Below are 17,856 nucleotides of genomic sequence, written 5' to 3'. Positions count from 1 at the left end.
AGTCCCGTTCACCGCGCCCGGCGAGTTGGTGGCCGGTTTTCGGGTTGATCGGATCGGAATGCTGACTCGGTGTGACCGGCGGCGGTGATTGGCGCTGCTGTGAAACACGTCACACCAACGGTCGAGCGGGGCGCGTCCCGGCCCTTCACGGCCCGCGCCCCCGCCCGCCAGACTGGGCCCGCGGCCATCGGCGACCGCACGGGAGGTGGCAGGGCGTTGCGCGAGCACTACCCGCACTGGCAGCGGGTCCCCACCCGGTGGGGCGACAACGACGTGTACGGGCACGTCAACAACGTCGTCCACTACGCGTTCATGGACACGGTGATCAACACCTGGCTGATCGGCGCCGGGCTGGACATCCACGGCGGCCCCGCGATCGGGTTGTGCGTCGAGTCGCACTGCTCCTACCGGGCGGCCGTCGCGTTCCCCGACGCGCTCGACGCCGGGTTGCGCGTGGGCAAGCTCGGCAGCTCCAGCGTCCGGTACGAGGTCGGCTTCTACCGCGAGGGGGCGGACGAGCTGGTGGCGCAGGGGCACTTCGTGCACGTGTTCACCGACCGGGGCACCCGCAGGCCGGTGCCGATCCCGGACGGGCTGCGGGCGGCGATGACCGGGCTGGTGGTCCCGTGAGGACGCGGGGCGCGCTGCTGCGCGAGGTCGGCGGGCCGCTGGAGGTCGTCGACCTGGAGCTGGACCCGCCGGGGCCGGGCGAGCTGCTGGTCCGGGTCGGCGCCACCGGGCTGTGCCACTCCGACCTGTCCGTGCTCGACGGCTCGCGCGTGCGCCCGCTGCCGATGGTGCTCGGGCACGAGACGGCGGGCGAGGTGCTGGAGGTGGGGGAGGGGACCGCCGGGTTCGCGCCCGGCGACCACGTGGTCCTGTCGTTCGTGCCCGCCTGCGGCGCGTGCCGCCGCTGCGCGGCCGGGCGGCCCGCGCTGTGCGAGCCGGGCGCGGCGGCGAACCGGGACGGCGCCCTGCTGTCCGGCGCGCGCCGCCTGCGCCTGCCCGACGGGACGAGGCCGCACCACCACCTGGGCGTCTCCGGCTTCGCCGAGCACGCGGTGGTCTCCGCCCGCTCGGCCACCAAGGCGCCCGCGGACCTGCCGTTCGAGGTGGCCGCGCTGTTCGGCTGCGCGGTGCTCACCGGGGCGGGCGCGGTGCTGCACAGCGCGCGGGTCGGGCCGGGGGACGTGGTCGCGGTGTTCGGCCTCGGCGGGGTCGGGCTGGCCGCGCTGCTCGCCGCCAGGGCGGCCGGGGCGGCGCGGATCGTGGCCGTGGACCTGGTGGCGGGCAAGCGGGAGCTGGCCCTGGACCTGGGCGCGACCGACGCCGTGGCGGCCGGTCCGGACGCGGTCGAGGCGGTCCGGGAGCTGACCGGGGGAGGCGCGGACAAGGTCGTGGACACCACCGGCGTGCCCGCCGCGCTGGCCCAGGCGTACGCGGCGACGGCGCCGGGCGGCACCACGGTGACCGTCGGCCTGCCGCACCCGGACCGGGAGCTGGTGCTGCCCGCGCTGAGCCTGGTCGCGGAGGAGCGGACCCTGAAAGGCAGCTACCTCGGCTCGTGCGTGCCGGGGCGGGACGTCCCCCGGTTCATCGCCCTGCACCGGGCCGGGCTGCTGCCGGTGGAGCGGCTGCTGAGCGGGAGGCTGGCGCTGGAGGAGGTGGGCGCGGGCTTCGACCGGCTGGCCGGTGGTGAGGCGGTGCGGCAGGTCGTGGTGCCGTGAGGGGCGGGGAGCGGTGACCGCGCGTGGAGAGGAGTGATCCGTGGGCGACGAGAAGAACGCCAGCTCTGACCTGACCGGGAAGGCCGGCACGCCTGGCGAGGCGCCTGCCCCGCCTGGTGCGCGGCCTTCGCGAGTTCCGGATCGCGCGTCAGCACGGCGAGGACGAGCGACATCCTCCGGTGGATCTCGTCGATCTGCGCGGCCATCCGCTCCACGACGATCTCCTGCGTGCCGGAGACCTCGTCGAGGCGGGTTTCGAGCGCGCGGATGCGGGCGTCCAGCCTGCTCACCGCCGACATGTCGGACAGGCTGCCGAAGCCCGCCCGCCGAGCGCCCCGTCGACGTCCCAGCCCCCCGCGAGCACCCGGCGAGGCGGCGCGCTTCACCCGATCGGCCGGTGCGCGCGTCGTGCCGCCGGTCGTGGTCGGTCGAGTCGGTACGGTGGCGCGGTTCCGCGGGAAGGGGTTCGGGTGCGTGGGCTGGTGGCTGTCGCCGGTGCGGTGGTTGCGGTGGGCGGGGCGGTCGCGCTCCGGGGGCGGCGGGCCGCGCCCGCGCGGGGCGGGCTGGACGGGTACCGGCTGGTCAACCTCGCGCACGTCAACGACCCCGACCGCACCAGCGGGTACCCCGGCGACCCGGCCTTCACCGCCGAGACGGTCGCCACCGTCGCGCGCGACGGCTACTACCTCCGGTACCTCCACCAGGGCGAGCACACCGGCACGCACTGGGGCGCGCCCGCGCACTTCACCGACGGGCAGCCGCACGCCGACGAGCTCGACCCCGAGGACCTCCTCCTGCCCGCCGTGAAGATCGACGTCCGGGACCGGGCCGCCCGCGACGCCGACTACGAGCTCTCCGTCGACGACCTGCTGCGCTGGGAGCGCGCGCACGGGCGCATCCCGCGCTGCGCGGCCGTGGTCCTGTGGACCGGCTGGGAGGACCGCTGGGGCACGCCCGCGTTCTACAACCGCGACGAGACCGGCCAGGTCCACCAGCCGGGGTTCTCGGTCGCCGCCGTCCGCTGGCTGCTGGACACCGGGCGGCTCGGTCGCCGCGGCGCGCTGGGCACCGACGCGTTCGGGCCGGACGCCGGCGTCGACGGCGACTACCGGGTCTCCAAGCTGCTCTACCGCGAGCACCGGATCAGCCTGGAGGTCCTCGCGAACCTGGCCGGGCTGCCGGAGACCGGGGCGCACGTGCTGGTCGGCGGAACGGTCAACCGGCGCGGGTCCGGGTCGCCCGCCAGCGTGTACGCGTTCGTGCCCAAGCACCCCCGCTAGCCCACCACCAGCCCGCCGCCGCCGCGCCGCTTCGCCCGGTACATGGCCTGGTCGGCGCGGTGCAGCACGGCCTGCGCGGTGTCCTCCGGCTCGACGTCCGCGCACACCACCACCCCCAGGCTCGCGCTGATCCCGCCCAGCTCGGCCAGCACCCGCCGCCCCACCGCCTCCGGGTCCTGCGCCCCGGTGATCAGCACCGCGAACTCGTCGCCGCCCAGCCGCGCCACCACGTCCACGTCCCGCACGCACGCCCGCAGGTGCCCGGCCACCCGCCCGAGCAGCGCGTCCCCACTGGCGTGGCCCTCGGTGTCGTTCACCGCCTTGAACCGGTCGAGGTCCACGAAGAGCACCCCGAACGGGGTCCCCTCGACGTGGTGCTCCGCCACCGCCTCGGCCAGCCTGCGCTCGAACAGCGCCCGCCCCGCCAGCCCGGTCAGCGCGTCGTGCGTCGCCCGGTGCGCCAGCTCCCGCTCGGACGCGCGCAGCAGCGCCGCGAGCCGGGTGTTCGCGACCAGGGCGACCAGCTGCCGCGCCACCACCGCCCCGAACACGGTGAACCCGCACGCCACCTCCACCCCGTCCAGCTCGCCCGTCGTCCCGCTCGCGGTCCGGTGCAGCACCACCGCCCAGCTCAGCAGCAGCGGCAGGTACGGCAGCAGCAGGTGCGCCCGGCGCGGACCGGCGGACGCGCGCGGCTCGCCCCGGTCGGCGGGCGGCGGGGCGAGCGCGGCCAGCCCGAGCAGCGCGGGGCCGAGCGTGAACCCGGCGTTGGCCAGCGGCGGCACGGCCGGGGCCTGCGCGCTGACCAGGTACGCGAACGTGCCGTCGGACACCGCCAGCCCGACCAGCCCCAGCCCGATCAGGCGCAGCTGCGACCGGAGCAGCACGTCCCGCCCGGCGGCGAGCACCACCACGACCACGAGCAGCACCAGGTCGGTCACCGGGTAGGCCACGGCGACCAGGAACGCCGCCGGGTCGGGGCCGCCGCGCGCCACCAGCGCGCCCAGCGACGAGGACCAGGTCAGCAGGAACAGCGAGCCCGCGACGATCAGCCCGTCCAGCGGCGGCACCAGCGGCGTGCGCACCTCGGGCGGCGGCGCCCCGCGGTGCCCGCCGAGGACGAGCAGCGCGGCCAGCGCGAACGGCACCAGCCCGAGGTACCCGGCGTCGGCGATCGTGGGGGAGGGGACGGCGCGGGCCAGGACGAGCTGCTGCCACGTCCACGCCGCCTGCCCGGCCGACCAGCTCAGCGCGCCCAGCCCGAGCAGCACCCGCCAGCGGCGGTCGGGGCCGTGCGCGCGCCGCGCCGTGACCAGGCACGAGGCGGCGGCGAACAGCCCGGCGGCGAGCTGCGCGAGGTCGTCGAGCGCGGTGGAGCCGGTCTCGCCCAGCACCCCGCTGGCGGCGGTCCCGGCGGCCAGCGAGGCGGCCCCGAGCACCACCGCCACGAGCCCGCCGAACCCCGGTCCGCCCAGCACCCGGCCAGTGTCGCAGCCGGGGGCGGGTCAGGCCGGGGGATCAGGTGCGGGGTCCCGCCGGGGGATCAGGCTCGGGTTCTGAGCCCGGACCGCGCGCAGGCGGAGGACGCGCCCAGCAGCAGGAGCGCCACGGCGCCCTGCCACCACGCCGACTCGTTCACCGCCACCGCCACGTTCACCGCCCCGACCAGGGCGAACAGCGCGGCCAGGCCCAGCCACAACGGCCGCTGCGCGCGGTCGACGAAGGCGGTGAGCGCGGTCGTCTGGGGATGGGTCATCGCGGGGCCTCCGGGGGGCGCGTGCGGCGCGGGTGCGCGCCGGTTACCCGCCGCAGTGCGGACTCACACCTCGATCCGGGAGGGGCTCACCCGGTCGACGCGGGGCGGACCAGGGGCGCCCCCGTGCCGGAGTCGCGCGGGTTCGCCGACGCCCACCTGCCCGGCCGCGGCAGGCCGCGCCGAACCGTCCCGCTCGGCTCCGGGCTCGACAACACCGCGCGCCTGGTGGACGGGGAGTTCGTGGTCCGCCGCCGCCGCGACGGCGCCAGTCCGCCGAGGCCCGCCCGCTCCCCGCTCCCGACGCCCGTCCCGCTCGCCGTCGACGGCCCCTGGACGGCCTACCGCCTGCTGCCGGACGTGCTGCCGCTGGACGCGGGCGCCACCCGCGACCTGGCCCGCCGCCTGGTCGACTTCGTCGCGCTGGTGCGGACCTGGGACCTGCCCGCGCTGCTGGCCGGGGCCGCCGACGCCCACGCCGCGCTCGGCCTGCGCGCCCCGGCCGTCGAGCGCTTCCCGGCCACCCCGCCGCCGCCCCCGCCGGACGAGCTGGTCCTCGCGCACAACGACCTGGGGGCCGAGCACGTCCTGGTCGACGTGGGCACCACGATCACCGGGGTTCCCGACCGGACCGGCGCGGCCCGCTGCGCCCGGCCTCCGACCTCGGCCTGCCGCACCGCGACCTCGGTCCCGCCGCCGCACCGGCCGAGCCGGATCGTCGTGCACCACACCGCGACCGACAACACCCACGACCGCTCCGAGGCCCACGCCCGCCGCCTCGCCCTGTTCTTCCAGCGCGAGCACGTCAGGCGCGGGTGGGGCGACACCGGCCAGAACCGCGAGTCCGTCGGCATCGAGAACGAGGGCGCCCACACCGACCGGCTGCCCACCGCGCCGCAGTGGGCGGCGCTGGTGTGGTTGTGCGCGCGGGTGTGCCGGAGCTCCGGCATCGAGCCGACCGGGATCGACGGGCACCGCGACTACCGGGACGGCGCGGTGTGCCCCCGGCGACGCCCGCCACGCCGGGCTCCCGCTGCCGCGCGCGCACGTGGCCGAGCTGCTCGACGCCTGAGCGCTCAGCGCGGGTCGGCGAGGTCCGGGTCGGTGGTGACCAGCGGGTCCAGCGCGCCGAGCGCGACGGCGGGCTCGACCGCGCGGTGCCCTAGTCCGGCCCCGGCGCCCGCGCGGACGGGCGCTAGTCGCTCTCGATGATCCGCCACTGCGGCTTGCCCACCCACATCGCCTCCAGCTTGGAGGTGTGCCCGTTGCCCGTGAACACCACGACCACCGCGTCGGCGGGCTGCTCCACGACCGCCGCGTAGCCCTGCCTCGGGGTCGCGGACACCGGCTGGATGTCGCGCTCGGCGAAGCTCACCGTGGCCACCCCGCCCTGCAGGCGGAAGCTCTTGATGAACACCTGCTTCCCGTCCCGCTCGACCCACGCGCCCTCCTCGGACGGCGCGGGCGGCTGGGAGGTGGTCTGCTGCGCGGGCGGCGCCTGGGCCGGGGTGGTGGTGGTCGTGGTGGGCGTGGCCGCCGGGGGGGTCGGCTCCGGGGAGGTGGACGGGGACGGGGCCGGGCTCGGCGACGTCGACGTAGGGGTCGGCTCCGCGAGCGTCGTCTCACCGGTCGGCCCGGCGACCACCCTCGGCCGCTCGGGCGCGCCGGCGTCCAGGACGAAGCGGATGCCGAGCCACGACACCCCGATCGCCGCCGCGGTGGTGAGCGTCCACACCGCGAAGTACTGCAAGCCCCGGATCACGGCGCGTCCTCCCGTAAGGGGCTCCCTCTGGAGCACGGTTCGGGAGTGTAGCCACCCGTTAGGGTCAGGGGTTCGGGTTGGCCGCGGTTAGGGGGTCGTTGGTGGCCCCAACGCTGCGGGACACCGATCGCTCACCCCGCGTGGTCGTGCCCGCCGCCGCCTGACCGCCCGTCACGGCCGCGCGCGGACGCCGGGAGCCCGCAGTGCCCGACCGCTCGCCCGGAGTCGCTTTCCCGCACGACCGACAATCGGATTATCCCGTTCCCCGGGAAACGGGTCCCTCCTGTTCAACCAGGCATTGGCAGGGGTGCGGCAGAGGGGTGGGACGGCATCCGACTGACCTCCCTTTCGCCCGATCGGGCAATGATCGTCCGGCCGCTCACGGACGGGTGATACGGGTAGGTTGCAGAATGTGCACGGGCACGCGTTACCGTTCGCGCATGGTTTCGGTGTTGTTGGTGGAGGACGACCCGGTGGTGCGCTCGGCGGTCACGCGCGCGCTGACCGGTATGGGCCACGCCGTGCTGGCCGTCGGCGCCGCCCTCGAAGCGCTGCGCGAGATCGCCGACCACGACTTCGACCTCGTGGTGCTGGACCTGGGCCTCCCCGACATGGACGGCGGCGACGCCCTCAAGATGATGCGCGGGGTGTGCGACACCCCCGTCATCGTCGCCACCGCCCGCGACGACGAGGCCGAGATCGTCCGCCTGCTCAACGCGGGCGCCGACGACTACCTGGTCAAACCGTTCTCCAGCGAGCACCTGGCCGCCCGGCTCTCCGCGGTGCTGCGGCGCACCCGCAAGGCCGCGCCCGAACCCGGCCCGATGCGCGTGGGCCCGCACCTGCTGATCGACCTCGACCGGCGCGAGGCGCGGCTGTCCGGCCGCGAGCTCAACCTCACCCGCAAGGAGTTCGACCTGCTCGCCTACCTCGCCGCCCGCGAGGGCAAGGTGGTGCCGCGCGCCGAACTGCTGGCGAACCTGTGGAACCTGCCCGGCAGGCACGACGACCAGACGCTCGACGTGCACCTGTCGTGGCTGCGCCGCAAGCTCGGCGAGCGCGCCGCGCAGCCCCGCTACCTGCACACCGTGCGCGGCGTCGGCTTCAAGCTCACGGCCGTAGGGTGAGGCGGTCGCTGGCCGTCGTCGCGCTCGCCGTCACCTCGATGGTCGCGCTGGCCTTCCTCATCCCGCTCGGCCTGGTGGTGCGCCAGCTCGCCGAGGACAAGGCGCTCGCCGACGCCGAGCGGCAGGCCGTCGCGCTCACCCCGGTGCTCGCCATCACCGCCGACCCGGTCATGGTCGAGCAGGCCCTGACCAGCGTGAACGGCCACGTCGCGGTGCACATGGCGGCAGGCGGGGTGATCGGCGAGGTCAAGGCCACCACGAGCCAGCTGCGCACCGCCCAGCGCGAGGGCCGGGCGTTCACCGCGACCGTGCCGGACGGCCGCGTGCACCTGCAACCGGTGGTGCTGGCCGACGGGGTCGCCGTCGTCGAGGCGTTCGTGCCGGAGGCGCAGCTCAGCCAGGGCGTCGGCCAGGCGTGGCTGGCGCTGTTCGGCGTCGCCGTCACCCTCGTGCTCGGGTCGGTGCTGGTCGCGGACCGCCTGGGCGCGCGCGTGGTCAAGGCCTCCCGCGAGCTCGCCGACGGCGCCAGGCGCATGGGACAGGGCGACCTGGAGGCCCGCGTCGAACCGTCCGGACCGCCCGAGCTGGTGGCCGCCGGTGGCGCGTTCAACCGCATGGCCGACCGCATCGGCAAGCTCGTGACCAGCGAGCGGGAGATCCTCGCCGACCTCTCGCACCGGCTGCGCACCCCGCTCACCGCGCTGCGCCTCGACTCCGAGACGCTCGGCCCCGACCCCGGCGCGAACCGGGTCAGGCAGGCCGTGCACGCGCTGGAGCGCGAGGTCAACGAGCTGATCAGGGCCGCCCGCAGGGAGCTGGACGACCCGGACGGCAAGCGCTGCGACGCCGCCCGCGTGGTGCACGACCGGCTGGTGTTCTGGTCCGCGCTGGCCGACGACCAGCAGCGGCTGTGGAACCTGCGCGGCACCGAGCGCACCGCGTTCGTGCCCATCAACCGCAGCGACCTGGCCGCCGCCATGGACGTGCTGCTCGGCAACATCTTCCGGCACACCCCCGAGGGCACCGGGTTCGTCGTGGCGCTGTTCCACCAGCGCGACCGCGTGGTCATCGTCATCGAGGACGCCGGACCCGGCGTGGACGACCCGGAGGCGGCGCTCAAGCGGGGGAGCAGCGGGGCCGGGTCGACCGGGCTCGGGCTGGACATCGCCCGCCGCGCCGCCGAGTCCGCGGACGGGGAGCTGGTGCTCGACCGGGGGCCGCTGGGCGGCCTGCGGGTGCAGCTGCGGATGCGCAGGCTGTCCGACGCGTCGGCCTGACGCGCCGGCCTGGCCGATCGCGCCTTTCCGCTTCCTGATAGCAACCTTAAAACTTCCATAAATAATTGCGAGTTGACAATTCGTTTTGACTCGTTAGAGTGATTACAGGAATTGCGGCGGGCCGCCAGCGTTCTCCCAAACTCGACCGGCCCGCTTCGATTCCCCCTGCCGGTGCGGTGGCCGCGCGCGCTTCCCTGCACAAGCGCTGCTGCGGTCACCGCGCCCGACAATGTCCCCGAGCAGATGAGGAATACCGTGCCGCGTCCCAGGACCGCACTGCCCGCAGCCGCTCTGGCCCTCGTCGCCCTCGCGGGCTGCGGTGGGCCCGCTGCGCCGGGGCCGGTCAACGCGGGGAACATCGCCAACGCCGCAGCCGCTTTCGGCGCGCCCGCGGCGACCAGCACCACGGCCGCCTCCGACCCCGCCTCCCCGTCGTCCGCGAGCGGGGCAGCCGACGCGACGACCACGACCGCGACGACGCCGTCCTCCCCGGCGCCGTCCTCCTCGGAGGCCCCCGCGACCACGACGACGACGCAACCCCCTGTCGCGCCGACGTCCACCCCCGCGCAACCCCCCAAGCAGGAGACCCCCGCGCAGCCGCCGAGGACGACGCAGGCCCCCGCGCCGCAGAAGTCCGACGTGGAGATCGCCGAGGAGAAGGTCATCGCGCTGACCAACGAGCAGCGCAAGGCCAACAACTGCCCGGCCGTCACCGCCGACGCGCGGCTCGGCAAGGCGGCCAGGGCGCACAGCGCCGACATGGCCGCGCAGAACTACTTCTCGCACGTGTCCAAGGACGGGCGCAGCTTCGTCGACCGGATCAAGGCCGCCGGTCACCCCTCGCCGGGCGCGGAGAACATCGCCGCCGGGCAGCGCACGCCCGAGGACGTCATGAAGAGCTGGATGGACTCGGAGGGCCACCGGGCCAACATCCTCAACTGCGGCCTGAAGACGCTCGGCGTCGGCATGGCCAAGGGCGGCTCGTACGGGATCTACTGGACGCAGAACTTCGGCTGGTAGCGCCCGTCCCGGCCCCGCCTCCCCGCGGCGGGGCCGCAAGCCCGTGCCCGACCCCCGCCACCCTGCGGCGGGACCGGGAGCCCACGCCCTTCCCCCCGCCACCCTGCGGCGGGGGAGGGGCCGAGGGGGGAAGAGCCCGCACCCGCTGGGCCGCAGCACTGACCTGCGGCGCGGCGGGTGCGGGGTCTCGCACCGCCGCGCAGCGCGCGATGCGACCCGACCGCGCGGAGACCGATCCGCGCCGTGCCCGAGAACCGGACCGCAGCAACCCTGCACCGCTGCGGCGCGGTCCCCGGCACGGTGCCCGGTCTCGGCGCGGGAAGCTCCTTCACCAGGTGGTGTCCTCCGGCGCGGTGACGCGGGACGGGGCCCCGACGGCAACCCTGGGCCGTCCGGGAACCCGGTCCAGCGCGTCCCGCGCCGGAGGGCCGAACCGCCCGGCGCGTCACAGCTCCGGTTCGCGCCCCGGCGACGGCAGCTCGTCCAGGATCAGCACGGTGTGGCTGGACGTCACGTCCGGCATCGTCTGCAACCGGTTCAGCACCAGGTCCCGCAGGCTCTGCGCGTCCGGCGTGCGCACCAGCAGCACCAGGTCGTAGTCCCCGGACACCAGCGACCCCTGCCACACCTCGGGGATCTCCAGCACCCGCCGCCGCACCGCCTTCCACGAGTGCTGGCTGATCTTCAGGTACACGTACGCGGAGATCCCCATCCCGCACCGCTCCGGGTCCACCACCGCCGCGTACCCGGTGATCACCCCGTCCCGGTGCAGCCGCTCCACCCTCGAGTACGCGCTCGCCCGCGAGATGTGCAGCCGCTCGGCCAGCGACCGCATCGACAGCCTGCCGTCCGCGCGCAGCTCGGCCACGATCCGGCGGTCCGTCGCGTCGAGCGGTGCCGTTCGTCCAGCGCTGGGCGTCATGCGGTCGAACATAACCCCGGTGCGGTGCCGTTCGTCCAGATCGGGACCCGCGAGCTGGACGCCCGATCGGTGTGACCTGGACCATTCCCGGCATCCCCGCCGACGTCGCGCAGGAGGTGCCGAATGGCCACAGCCACACCGGACCGGACCCTGCTCCCCACCGAGGAACCGCTGGCGCTGCTGCGCCCCGACGGGTCCGCGGTCGAGGGCTCACCGCTTCGGATGCCCGACGACGAGGTGCTGCTGGAGCTGCACCGCCGCATGGTCGTCGGGCGCCGCTTCGACACCCAGGCCACCGCGCTCACCCGCCAGGGCCGCCTCGCCGTCTACCCGTCCTCGCGCGGCCAGGAGGCGTGCCAGGTCGGCGCGGTCCTGGCGATGCGCGAGCGCGACTGGCTGTTCCCCACCTACCGCGACAGCGTCGCCCTGGTCACCAGGGGCGTGCCCGCCGCGGGCGCGCTGACCCTGCTGCGCGGCGACTGGCACCTCGGCTACGACCCGCGCGAGCACCGCGTCGGACCGCAGTGCACGCCGCTGGCGACCAACACCCCGCACGCCGTGGGCTTCGCGCACGCCGCCCGCTACAAGGGCGAGGACACCGCCGCGCTGGTGCTGCTCGGCGACGGCGCGACCAGCGAGGGCGACACGCACGAGGCGCTGAACTTCGCCGGGGTGTGGAAGGCGCCGGTGGTGTTCCTGGTGCAGAACAACGGTTACGCGATCAGCGTGCCGCTGAGCAAGCAGACCGCCGCGCCCACGTTGGCGCACAAGGGGATCGGGTACGGCATCCGGTCGGTGCTGGTGGACGGCAACGACGCGGCGGCGGTGTACGCGGTGGTGTCGCAGGCGCTGGCGTCCGGTGAGCCGGTGCTCGTGGAAGCGCTTACCTACCGCATCGAGGCGCACACCAACGCCGACGACGCCTCCCGCTACCGGGACTCCGCCGAGGTCGCGCACTGGCTGGCCCGCGACCCCGTCGACCGGCTCGCCTCGCACCTGGCCTCGCGCGGGCTGCTCGACCCGGCGCGCCGCGACTCGGTGGACGCCGAGGCGGAGGAGTTCGCCGCGGCGCTGCGGGCCGAGCTGAACGCGGACGCGCGCGTGGACCCGGCGGACCTGTTCCGGCACGTGTACGCCGAGCCGACCGCGCAGCTGCGCGAGCAGGCCGCGATGCTGGCGCGCGAGCTCGACGCCGAGGGATTGGGCGCCGAGGGGTTGGGCGCCGAGGGGTTGGGCGCCGGGACGATGGGCGCCGAGAAGTCGGACGGGGGACGGGCATGACCGAGGTCGTTGCGGCGCAAGGGGTTCCGGCTTCCGCCGGGCCGCCGTCCGGCGAGGTGTCGATGGCCGCCGCGCTCAACCGGGCGCTGGCCGACGCGCTGTCCGCCGACGAGCGCGTGCTGGTGTTCGGCGAGGACGTCGGCCCGCTGGGCGGGGTGTTCCGGGTGACCGACGGGCTGGCCGAGCGGTTCGGCGAGCGCCGCGTGTTCGACACCCCGCTCGCCGAGGCGGGCATCCTCGGCACCGCCATCGGCATGGCCATGAACGGGCTGCGGCCGGTGGTGGAGATGCAGTTCGACGCGTTCGCCTACCCGGCGTTCGAGCAGATCACCAGCCACCTGGCCAAGTTGCGCAACCGCACGGCGGGCGCGCTGTCGCTGCCCGTGGTGGTGCGCATCCCGTACGGCGGCGGCATCGGCGGCGTGGAGCACCACTGCGACTCGTCCGAGGCCTACTACACGCACACGCCCGGACTGCGCGTGGTCACGCCGGGCACGCCCGACGACGCGTACCGGCTGCTGCGCGACGCGATCGACAGCCCGGACCCGGTGGTGTTCCTGGAGCCCAAGCGCCGCTACTGGTCCAAGGGCGAGCTGGCGGGGGGCGGACCGGCGTTCGACCGGGCGCTCGTGCGGCGGCCCGGCCGGGACGTGACCCTGATCGCGTACGGTCCGATGGTGCTGACCGCGCTGGAGACCGCCGAGGCCGCCCGTGCCGAGGGCTGGGACGTGGAGGTCGTCGACCTGCGCACCCTGGCGCCGTTCGACGACGAGACGGTGTGCGCGTCGGTGCGCCGCACCGGGCGGGCCGTGGTGGTGCACGAGGCCGCCGGGTTCGGCGGGTACGGCGCGGAGGTCGTGGCGCGGGTGACCGAGCGGTGCTTCCACCACCTGCACGCGCCGGTGCTGCGGGTGACCGGCTTCGACATCCCGTACCCGCCGCCGATGCTGGAGGAGCACCACCTGCCCGGCGTGGACCGCATCCTGGACACCATCGGCGCGCTGCAGTGGGACGACCGGGTGGAGGTGCGCGGTGCCTGACTTCCGGCTGCCCGACCTGGGCGAGGGGCTCACGGACGGGGAGATCGTGTCCTGGCTGGTCGCGGTCGGCGACCCGGTCGTGGTGGACCAGCCCGTGGTGGAGGTGGAGACCGCCAAGGCCGTGGTGGAGGTGCCCTGCCCGTACGGGGGTGTGGTGACCGCGCGGCACGGCGAGCCGGGGCAGCGGTTGGCGGTGGGGTCGGTGCTGCTGAGCGTCGCCGGTGACGGGGCGGGAGGCGCTGCGGCGCAAGGGGAACCGGTCGCGGCGGAGGCCGCCGCCGCGGCACCCGGTGCGGTGCGGTCGGGTTCCGCGCGGTCGGGTTCCGCGCGGGCTGATTCGGCGCGGGCTGATTCGGCGGAGCACAGCGGGAACGTGCTCGTCGGTTACGGCACCTCGCAGCAGAACCGCCGCCGTCGCCGCGTGACGCACGCCCCCGTCGCGGAGGCGCCCGTCGCGGCCGGACCGGCCGGGCTCGCGCCCGCCGTGATCTCCCCGCTGGTGCGGAGGTTGGCCCGCGACAACGGGGTGGCCCTGGAGACCGTCGAGGGCAGCGGCCCCGGCGGGGTGATCCGCCGCGCCGACGTGGAGCGGGAGATCGCCGCCCGCGCGCCCCGAGCGGCCCGCGCCCCCGGTCCCTGGACCGAGCCCGCCGCCGCGCCCCCCGCGCGGGGCAGGCGCATCCCGCTGACCGGTGTCCGGGGCGTCGCGGCGCGCAAGTTCGCCACCTCCCGCAGGGAGATCCCCGAGGCGACGGTGTGGGTCGACGTGGACGCCACCGGGCTCGTGGAGGCGCGCGCCGCGCTGCCGACGGTGTCGCTGCTGGGCCTGCTGGCCAGGTTCACCGCGCTGGCCCTGCGCCGCTTCCCCGAGCTGAACTCGCGCGTCGAGGGCGACGAGGTCGTGCTGCTGGACGAGGTGAACCTCGGCTTCGCCGCCCAGACCGACCGGGGCCTGGTGGTCCCGGTGGTGCGGGGCGCGCACGCGCTGACCGCGACCGAGCTGACCGGGCGGCTGCGCGACCTGACCGCGTCCGCCCGCGACGGCGGGCTGACGGCGGCCGACCTGACCGGCGGGACGTTCACCCTCAACAACTACGGCGTGTTCGGCGTGGACGGCTCGGCCGCGATCATCAACCACCCGGAGGTCGCGATCCTGGGCATCGGCCGCATCGCCGACCGCCCGTGGGCGCACGAGGGGCGGCTGGCGCTGCGCAAGGTGGCCCAGCTGACGCTCAGCTTCGACCACCGGGTGTGCGACGGCGGGGTGGCGGGCGGGTTCCTGCGGTACGTCGCGGACCTGGTCGAGAACCCGGTGGCGCTGCTCGCCGACGTCTAACGTGGGGGGCGTGGCACCCGACTACCCGATCCGCACCGAACGCCTGCTGCTGCGCCCCTTCACGGGGCTGGACCTGGAAGCGCTGCACTCGTGGCAGTCGCGCGAGGACGTCGTGCGCTACCTGTACGGCGGGCCGCGCACCCTGGAGGAGAGCGCGGACCAGCTGATGACCAGGGCCGCCGTGCCGTGGCCGTCGAAGGCGGGCGAGGACCTGTCGCTGGCGGTCGAGCTGGACGACGAGGTCGTCGGCGAGGTCGTGCTGAAGTGGCTGAGCGAGGCGAACCGGCAGGGCGAGATCGGCTACGTCCTGCACCCCGACCACCACGGGCGGGGGATCGCCGTCGAGGCGTCGGAGGTGTTGCTGCGCCTGGCCTTCGAGGAGCTGGGGCTGCACCGGGTGGTCGCGCAGTGCGATCCGAGGAACACCGCGTCGTGGCGGGTGATGGAGAAGCTGGGGATGCGCAGGGAGGCGCACTTCCGGCACAACGAGGTGTTCAAGGGCGAGTGGGGCGACGTGTACGTGTACGCGCTGCTGGAGGACGAGTGGTCGGCCTCGTCTGGTACGTGAGCTACGGGTCGAACCTGCACGCGGGGAGGTTCGGCTGCTACCTGTCCGGCGGGACCCCGCCCGGCGCGGCGCGCGCCTACCCCGGCTGCCGGGACACCGCGCCCCCGCGCGCGGACCGCCCGTGGGAGCTGCCCGGCGGGGTGTACTTCACCACGCACTCGCCGGTGTGGGACGGCGGGAGGGCGTTCTACGACCCGTCGCTGCCGGGGGTCGCGGCGGGCCGGGCGTACCTGGTGACGGTGGGCCAGTTCTCGGACGTGGCGGCGCAGGAGATGTACCGCGAACCGGGCGAGGACCTGGACCTGTTGACCGTCCTGGCCACCGGGCGGGCCGAACTGGGACCCGGCCGGTACGAGACCCTGGTGCTGGTCGGCGAGGCGGACGGCTGCCCGGCGCTGACGTTCACCGCGCCCTGGCGGGCCGACGAGGTCCGGCACACCAGCCCGAGCGCCGCGTACCTGAGGATGCTGGCGGGTGGCCTGCGGGAGACCTGGTCCTGGACACCGGAGCGGGTGGCCGCGCACCTGGCGGGGACCACGCCGTTCTGGACGGCGGGGGAGATCGCGGCGCTGCTGTGAGCGCGTTCCGCGCGCGGCGCCCGCGCTGAGCGCGATCAAGCCCGCGAACCCGGATCCGGCGAGCAGCCCGCCACCGCGAGCAGAGCGCCGCAACCGCCGGCGAGCCCGGTGGGATCACCGCGCTCGCCTCCCCACGCCCTCACGGGGCGAGCCGCCCCCCGAGCCGAAGGGGGTCGCGCACGACGAGGACGTGGTCGGCGTTCGACGCGTTCCCGCTCATCGCCGTCCTCGTCCTCGGCGCCGGGCCCGCCCAGGTCCGGCCTGCTCCTGGTGCTGGTGGCGCAGACCGGGCTGCTGCCGGTGATCGGCGGGCCGCCGCTGCTCACGCCGGTGCCGCTGCCGCGCGACGCGCGCCGCTCTGGCCGAAGGCCCTCGCCGCGGTCCCGAGCACCCGGCGCCGCGCCCCGGCGCGGGGAACGGGGAAAACGACCGCCACGCCCAGCGGGGTTCTCCGGGAAAGGGCTCGGGCGATCCGCGCGCCCGCTTGTCCGCCCGCCGCCGGGGCATCCCGCCGTGAGGAGAGGGTGAAATGGGGAACGTCTCTTCGGGTGAACCGGGCGGTGGATTGGTCTGTTGACAGCGGGCCGCTTTTCTTGGTAATGCATTTTCGGTTTTTTCTTCTTTTACCGGATTTGCTCCGATCGTGATCGTCGCTGCATGTCGGGCGATCGCGGTGCGGGCGGGAAGCGGGCGGTGCGCGGCTGCCCGCCCTCGCTTGAGCAGGAGTTTTTGCGATTTGTGGCGTTTTGTGCCCGAAAAACCCTTGTCCGCTGCCCGATCATCCGGTAGTCGATCTTCGGTGTGGAGGGTCGCCGTCCGGTTCCGCTCGTTCGTCCGTCCAACGCCGCCCGCCCCGGCAGCGGCAGGGGGAATATGTCACTCGTGGTAGCGAACCGGTGAGCGCACTGTGAGCGCGCTGCCCGTTTTCTGCCCGGTTCCGGCGCGCTGCGCGCAACTCGGGCCTGACTCGGTCCCCACTTGACCCGAATCTTGCGGCAACCAAAAGCGCGGCGGCTGATGACCAGCGCGGCTGCGCGTTCGCCCGACCTGCCGCGCACAGAGGTCAGGCCGAAGTCCGACTGCCTGAACTTGCCCCTGCCGGGTGCCCGATTTTTTGGGGTTTGCGCGCTTTGGCGAAGGTTGTGCAAAACTTGGAATGAGTCGGATAACGGCCGGATCGGCTGTCGGTATGAGGGAAGGGTGCACGTGTGGCCACGTTGCGTAAACAGGCACAGGATCGCGGTTTGTCGGAGAGGTGTGACCCGTCGTACACCTGAAGTTCTCGTGTCGCTTCCCGAAGTCGACGGCGAATCGCCGCGGACGTGCCGGGGCGGGGTCAGCTTATGACGAGCTGCAACCACGCGCGCAGGACTCACACGCGGTCCCCGCTGGCGCGCACCGGCGCGGGTGAAGTCGGCATCATGATCCCGGAGCAGCCGACGGAGCGCGACGTCGGCGCGATCGACGTCGCGGTGCACGCCGCGGACCCGATCACGCGCGCCCACCTCGCCGAGGAGATCGGCTCCACCGCGGAGTTCAGGCTCGTGCCGCTCGACGCGGGCAAGCCCGTTCAGGGCGTGGTGGTGATCTCCGTCGACAACGTCGACATGACCACGCTGGACTTCATGCGCGAGCACCGGACACCGGGCACGACGTTCTGCCTCATCGTCCGCAGCGCCTGGTACCTCGACTACGCGGCGGCCATCGAGCACGGCGTGCGCGGGGTCCTCTGGCGCGACGAGTACACCCCCGACCGCTTCCGCCGCCTCATCCGCACCGCGCACCAGGGGCAGGCGGACTTCCCCAACTCCATCCAGGCCGGCCTGCTGGAGTACCTGCAGCGGTTGCAGGAGCACGTGCTGGTGCCGAGGGGGTTGACGTCGTCGGGGCTCCAGGCCCGCGAGGTCGAGATCCTCAGGCTGATGGCGGACGGCATGACCCTGGAGGAGATCGCCCGCGAGCTGGCCTACTCGGAGCGGACGGTGAAGAACGTCTTCTACAACCTCATCAAGCGGCTGAACCTGCGCAACCGCACGCACGCCGTGTCCTACGCGATCCGCTCCGGGCTCATCTGAGGGGGACGGGGGCGCCGTGCTCGCGGTGCAGCGCCAGCACGGCCCCACGCCGGGCCCCCGCCCCCCTCAGCACCGTTCCCTCAGCAGCGCCCTCTCGGCACCGTTCCCTC

17 protein-coding genes are annotated in these 17,856 nt (G+C 74.7%); 13 read left to right on the top strand and 4 right to left on the bottom strand.

All coding sequences use genetic code 11. The annotated features are described in order from the left end of the window. The first annotated feature begins 216 nt into the window (after positions 1-216). The 3 genes from CNX65_RS24740 (at position 217) to CNX65_RS24730 (ending at position 3,007) form a co-directional block, all read left to right on the top strand. Positions 217-630, top strand: coding sequence for an acyl-CoA thioesterase (locus CNX65_RS24740; RefSeq protein WP_096495909.1), 414 nt, complete (start codon positions 217-219; stop codon positions 628-630). Then, the gene (locus tag CNX65_RS24735; protein WP_096495908.1) at positions 627-1,727 is read left to right on the top strand and encodes a zinc-binding dehydrogenase; all 1,101 of its coding nucleotides are present in this window, start codon (positions 627-629) and stop codon (positions 1,725-1,727) included. Before CNX65_RS24740 ends, CNX65_RS24735 begins: the two co-directional genes overlap by 4 nt. A 509-nt stretch (positions 1,728-2,236) precedes the next feature. Continuing rightward, the gene (locus CNX65_RS24730) at positions 2,237-3,007 is read left to right on the top strand and encodes a cyclase family protein (RefSeq protein ID WP_096495907.1); all 771 of its coding nucleotides are present in this window, start codon (positions 2,237-2,239) and stop codon (positions 3,005-3,007) included. On the opposite strand, the gene CNX65_RS24725 is transcribed toward CNX65_RS24730, so the two are convergent. Next, positions 3,004-4,485: a GGDEF domain-containing protein gene (locus tag CNX65_RS24725; RefSeq protein ID WP_096495906.1), complete on the bottom strand. Its 1,482-nt coding sequence runs from the start codon at positions 4,483-4,485 to the stop codon at positions 3,004-3,006. The genes CNX65_RS24730 and CNX65_RS24725 overlap by 4 nt on opposite strands. A 65-nt stretch (positions 4,486-4,550) precedes the next feature. Then, positions 4,551-4,763: a hypothetical protein gene (locus CNX65_RS24720; RefSeq protein ID WP_096495905.1), complete on the bottom strand. Its 213-nt coding sequence runs from the start codon at positions 4,761-4,763 to the stop codon at positions 4,551-4,553. Positions 4,764-4,886: 123 nt separating this feature from the next. Between CNX65_RS24720 and CNX65_RS24715 the strand changes: the two genes are divergently transcribed. Further along, a complete protein-coding gene (locus tag CNX65_RS24715; protein ID WP_157767835.1) occupies positions 4,887-5,972 on the top strand; it encodes a peptidoglycan recognition protein family protein in 1,086 nt (361 codons plus the stop codon). On the opposite strand, the gene CNX65_RS24710 is transcribed toward CNX65_RS24715, so the two are convergent. After that, positions 5,956-6,522, bottom strand: a complete 567-nt coding sequence (locus tag CNX65_RS24710) for a hypothetical protein (protein WP_096495903.1) — start codon at positions 6,520-6,522, stop codon at positions 5,956-5,958. The genes CNX65_RS24715 and CNX65_RS24710 overlap by 17 nt on opposite strands. A 440-nt stretch (positions 6,523-6,962) precedes the next feature. On the opposite strand from CNX65_RS24710, the gene CNX65_RS24705 reads away from it, so the two are divergent. The 3 genes from CNX65_RS24705 to CNX65_RS24695 all read left to right on the top strand — a co-directional run bounded on the left by CNX65_RS24705 (position 6,963) and on the right by CNX65_RS24695 (position 9,946). After that, positions 6,963-7,649: a response regulator transcription factor gene (locus CNX65_RS24705; protein WP_118947478.1), complete on the top strand. Its 687-nt coding sequence runs from the start codon at positions 6,963-6,965 to the stop codon at positions 7,647-7,649. Further along, positions 7,646-8,926 carry a HAMP domain-containing sensor histidine kinase gene (locus CNX65_RS24700; RefSeq protein ID WP_096495902.1) on the top strand — a complete coding sequence of 427 codons (1,281 nt, stop codon included), beginning with the start codon at positions 7,646-7,648 and terminating at the stop codon, positions 8,924-8,926. The genes CNX65_RS24705 and CNX65_RS24700 overlap by 4 nt, the downstream gene beginning before the upstream one ends. A gap of 255 nt (positions 8,927-9,181) precedes the next feature. Next, positions 9,182-9,946 carry a CAP domain-containing protein gene (locus tag CNX65_RS24695; protein WP_096495901.1) on the top strand — a complete coding sequence of 255 codons (765 nt, stop codon included), beginning with the start codon at positions 9,182-9,184 and terminating at the stop codon, positions 9,944-9,946. A 445-nt stretch (positions 9,947-10,391) separates the two neighbouring features. On the opposite strand, the gene CNX65_RS24690 is transcribed toward CNX65_RS24695, so the two are convergent. After that, positions 10,392-10,868 carry an Lrp/AsnC family transcriptional regulator gene (locus CNX65_RS24690; protein WP_041838314.1) on the bottom strand — a complete coding sequence of 159 codons (477 nt, stop codon included), beginning with the start codon at positions 10,866-10,868 and terminating at the stop codon, positions 10,392-10,394. A 123-nt stretch (positions 10,869-10,991) separates the two neighbouring features. Here CNX65_RS24690 and CNX65_RS24685 point away from each other — a divergent pair, with 123 nt between their 5' ends. The 6 genes from CNX65_RS24685 (at position 10,992) to CNX65_RS24660 (ending at position 17,746) form a co-directional block, all read left to right on the top strand. Continuing rightward, positions 10,992-12,149 carry a thiamine pyrophosphate-dependent dehydrogenase E1 component subunit alpha gene (locus CNX65_RS24685; RefSeq protein WP_232519993.1) on the top strand — a complete coding sequence of 386 codons (1,158 nt, stop codon included), beginning with the start codon at positions 10,992-10,994 and terminating at the stop codon, positions 12,147-12,149. Positions 12,150-12,211: 62 nt separating this feature from the next. After that, positions 12,212-13,189: an alpha-ketoacid dehydrogenase subunit beta gene (locus tag CNX65_RS24680; RefSeq protein WP_096495900.1), complete on the top strand. Its 978-nt coding sequence runs from the start codon at positions 12,212-12,214 to the stop codon at positions 13,187-13,189. Further along, complete coding sequence (locus CNX65_RS24675) at positions 13,182-14,525, top strand: dihydrolipoamide acetyltransferase family protein (RefSeq protein ID WP_096495899.1); 1,344 nt, start codon at positions 13,182-13,184, stop codon at positions 14,523-14,525. The genes CNX65_RS24680 and CNX65_RS24675 overlap by 8 nt, the downstream gene beginning before the upstream one ends. 10 nt (positions 14,526-14,535) lie before the next feature. Further along, positions 14,536-15,093, top strand: coding sequence for a GNAT family N-acetyltransferase (locus tag CNX65_RS24670; RefSeq protein WP_096497982.1), 558 nt, complete (start codon positions 14,536-14,538; stop codon positions 15,091-15,093). Continuing rightward, positions 15,069-15,671 (top strand): histone deacetylase, encoded by a 603-nt coding sequence (locus tag CNX65_RS24665; RefSeq protein WP_096495898.1) that lies wholly within the window; start codon positions 15,069-15,071, stop codon positions 15,669-15,671. The genes CNX65_RS24670 and CNX65_RS24665 overlap by 25 nt, the downstream gene beginning before the upstream one ends. 1,421 nt (positions 15,672-17,092) lie before the next feature. Then, entirely contained in the window at positions 17,093-17,746 is a 654-nt protein-coding gene (locus CNX65_RS24660) for a response regulator transcription factor (protein WP_157767834.1), read from the top strand. Positions 17,747-17,856: the final 110 nt, after the last annotated feature.

This window comes from Actinosynnema pretiosum (assembly GCF_002354875.1).
Taxonomy (GTDB): Bacteria; Actinomycetota; Actinomycetes; order Mycobacteriales; family Pseudonocardiaceae; genus Actinosynnema; species Actinosynnema auranticum.
The sequence above is the reverse complement of the archived record's forward strand: the minus strand, read 5'-3'. Positions and strand labels throughout refer to the sequence as shown.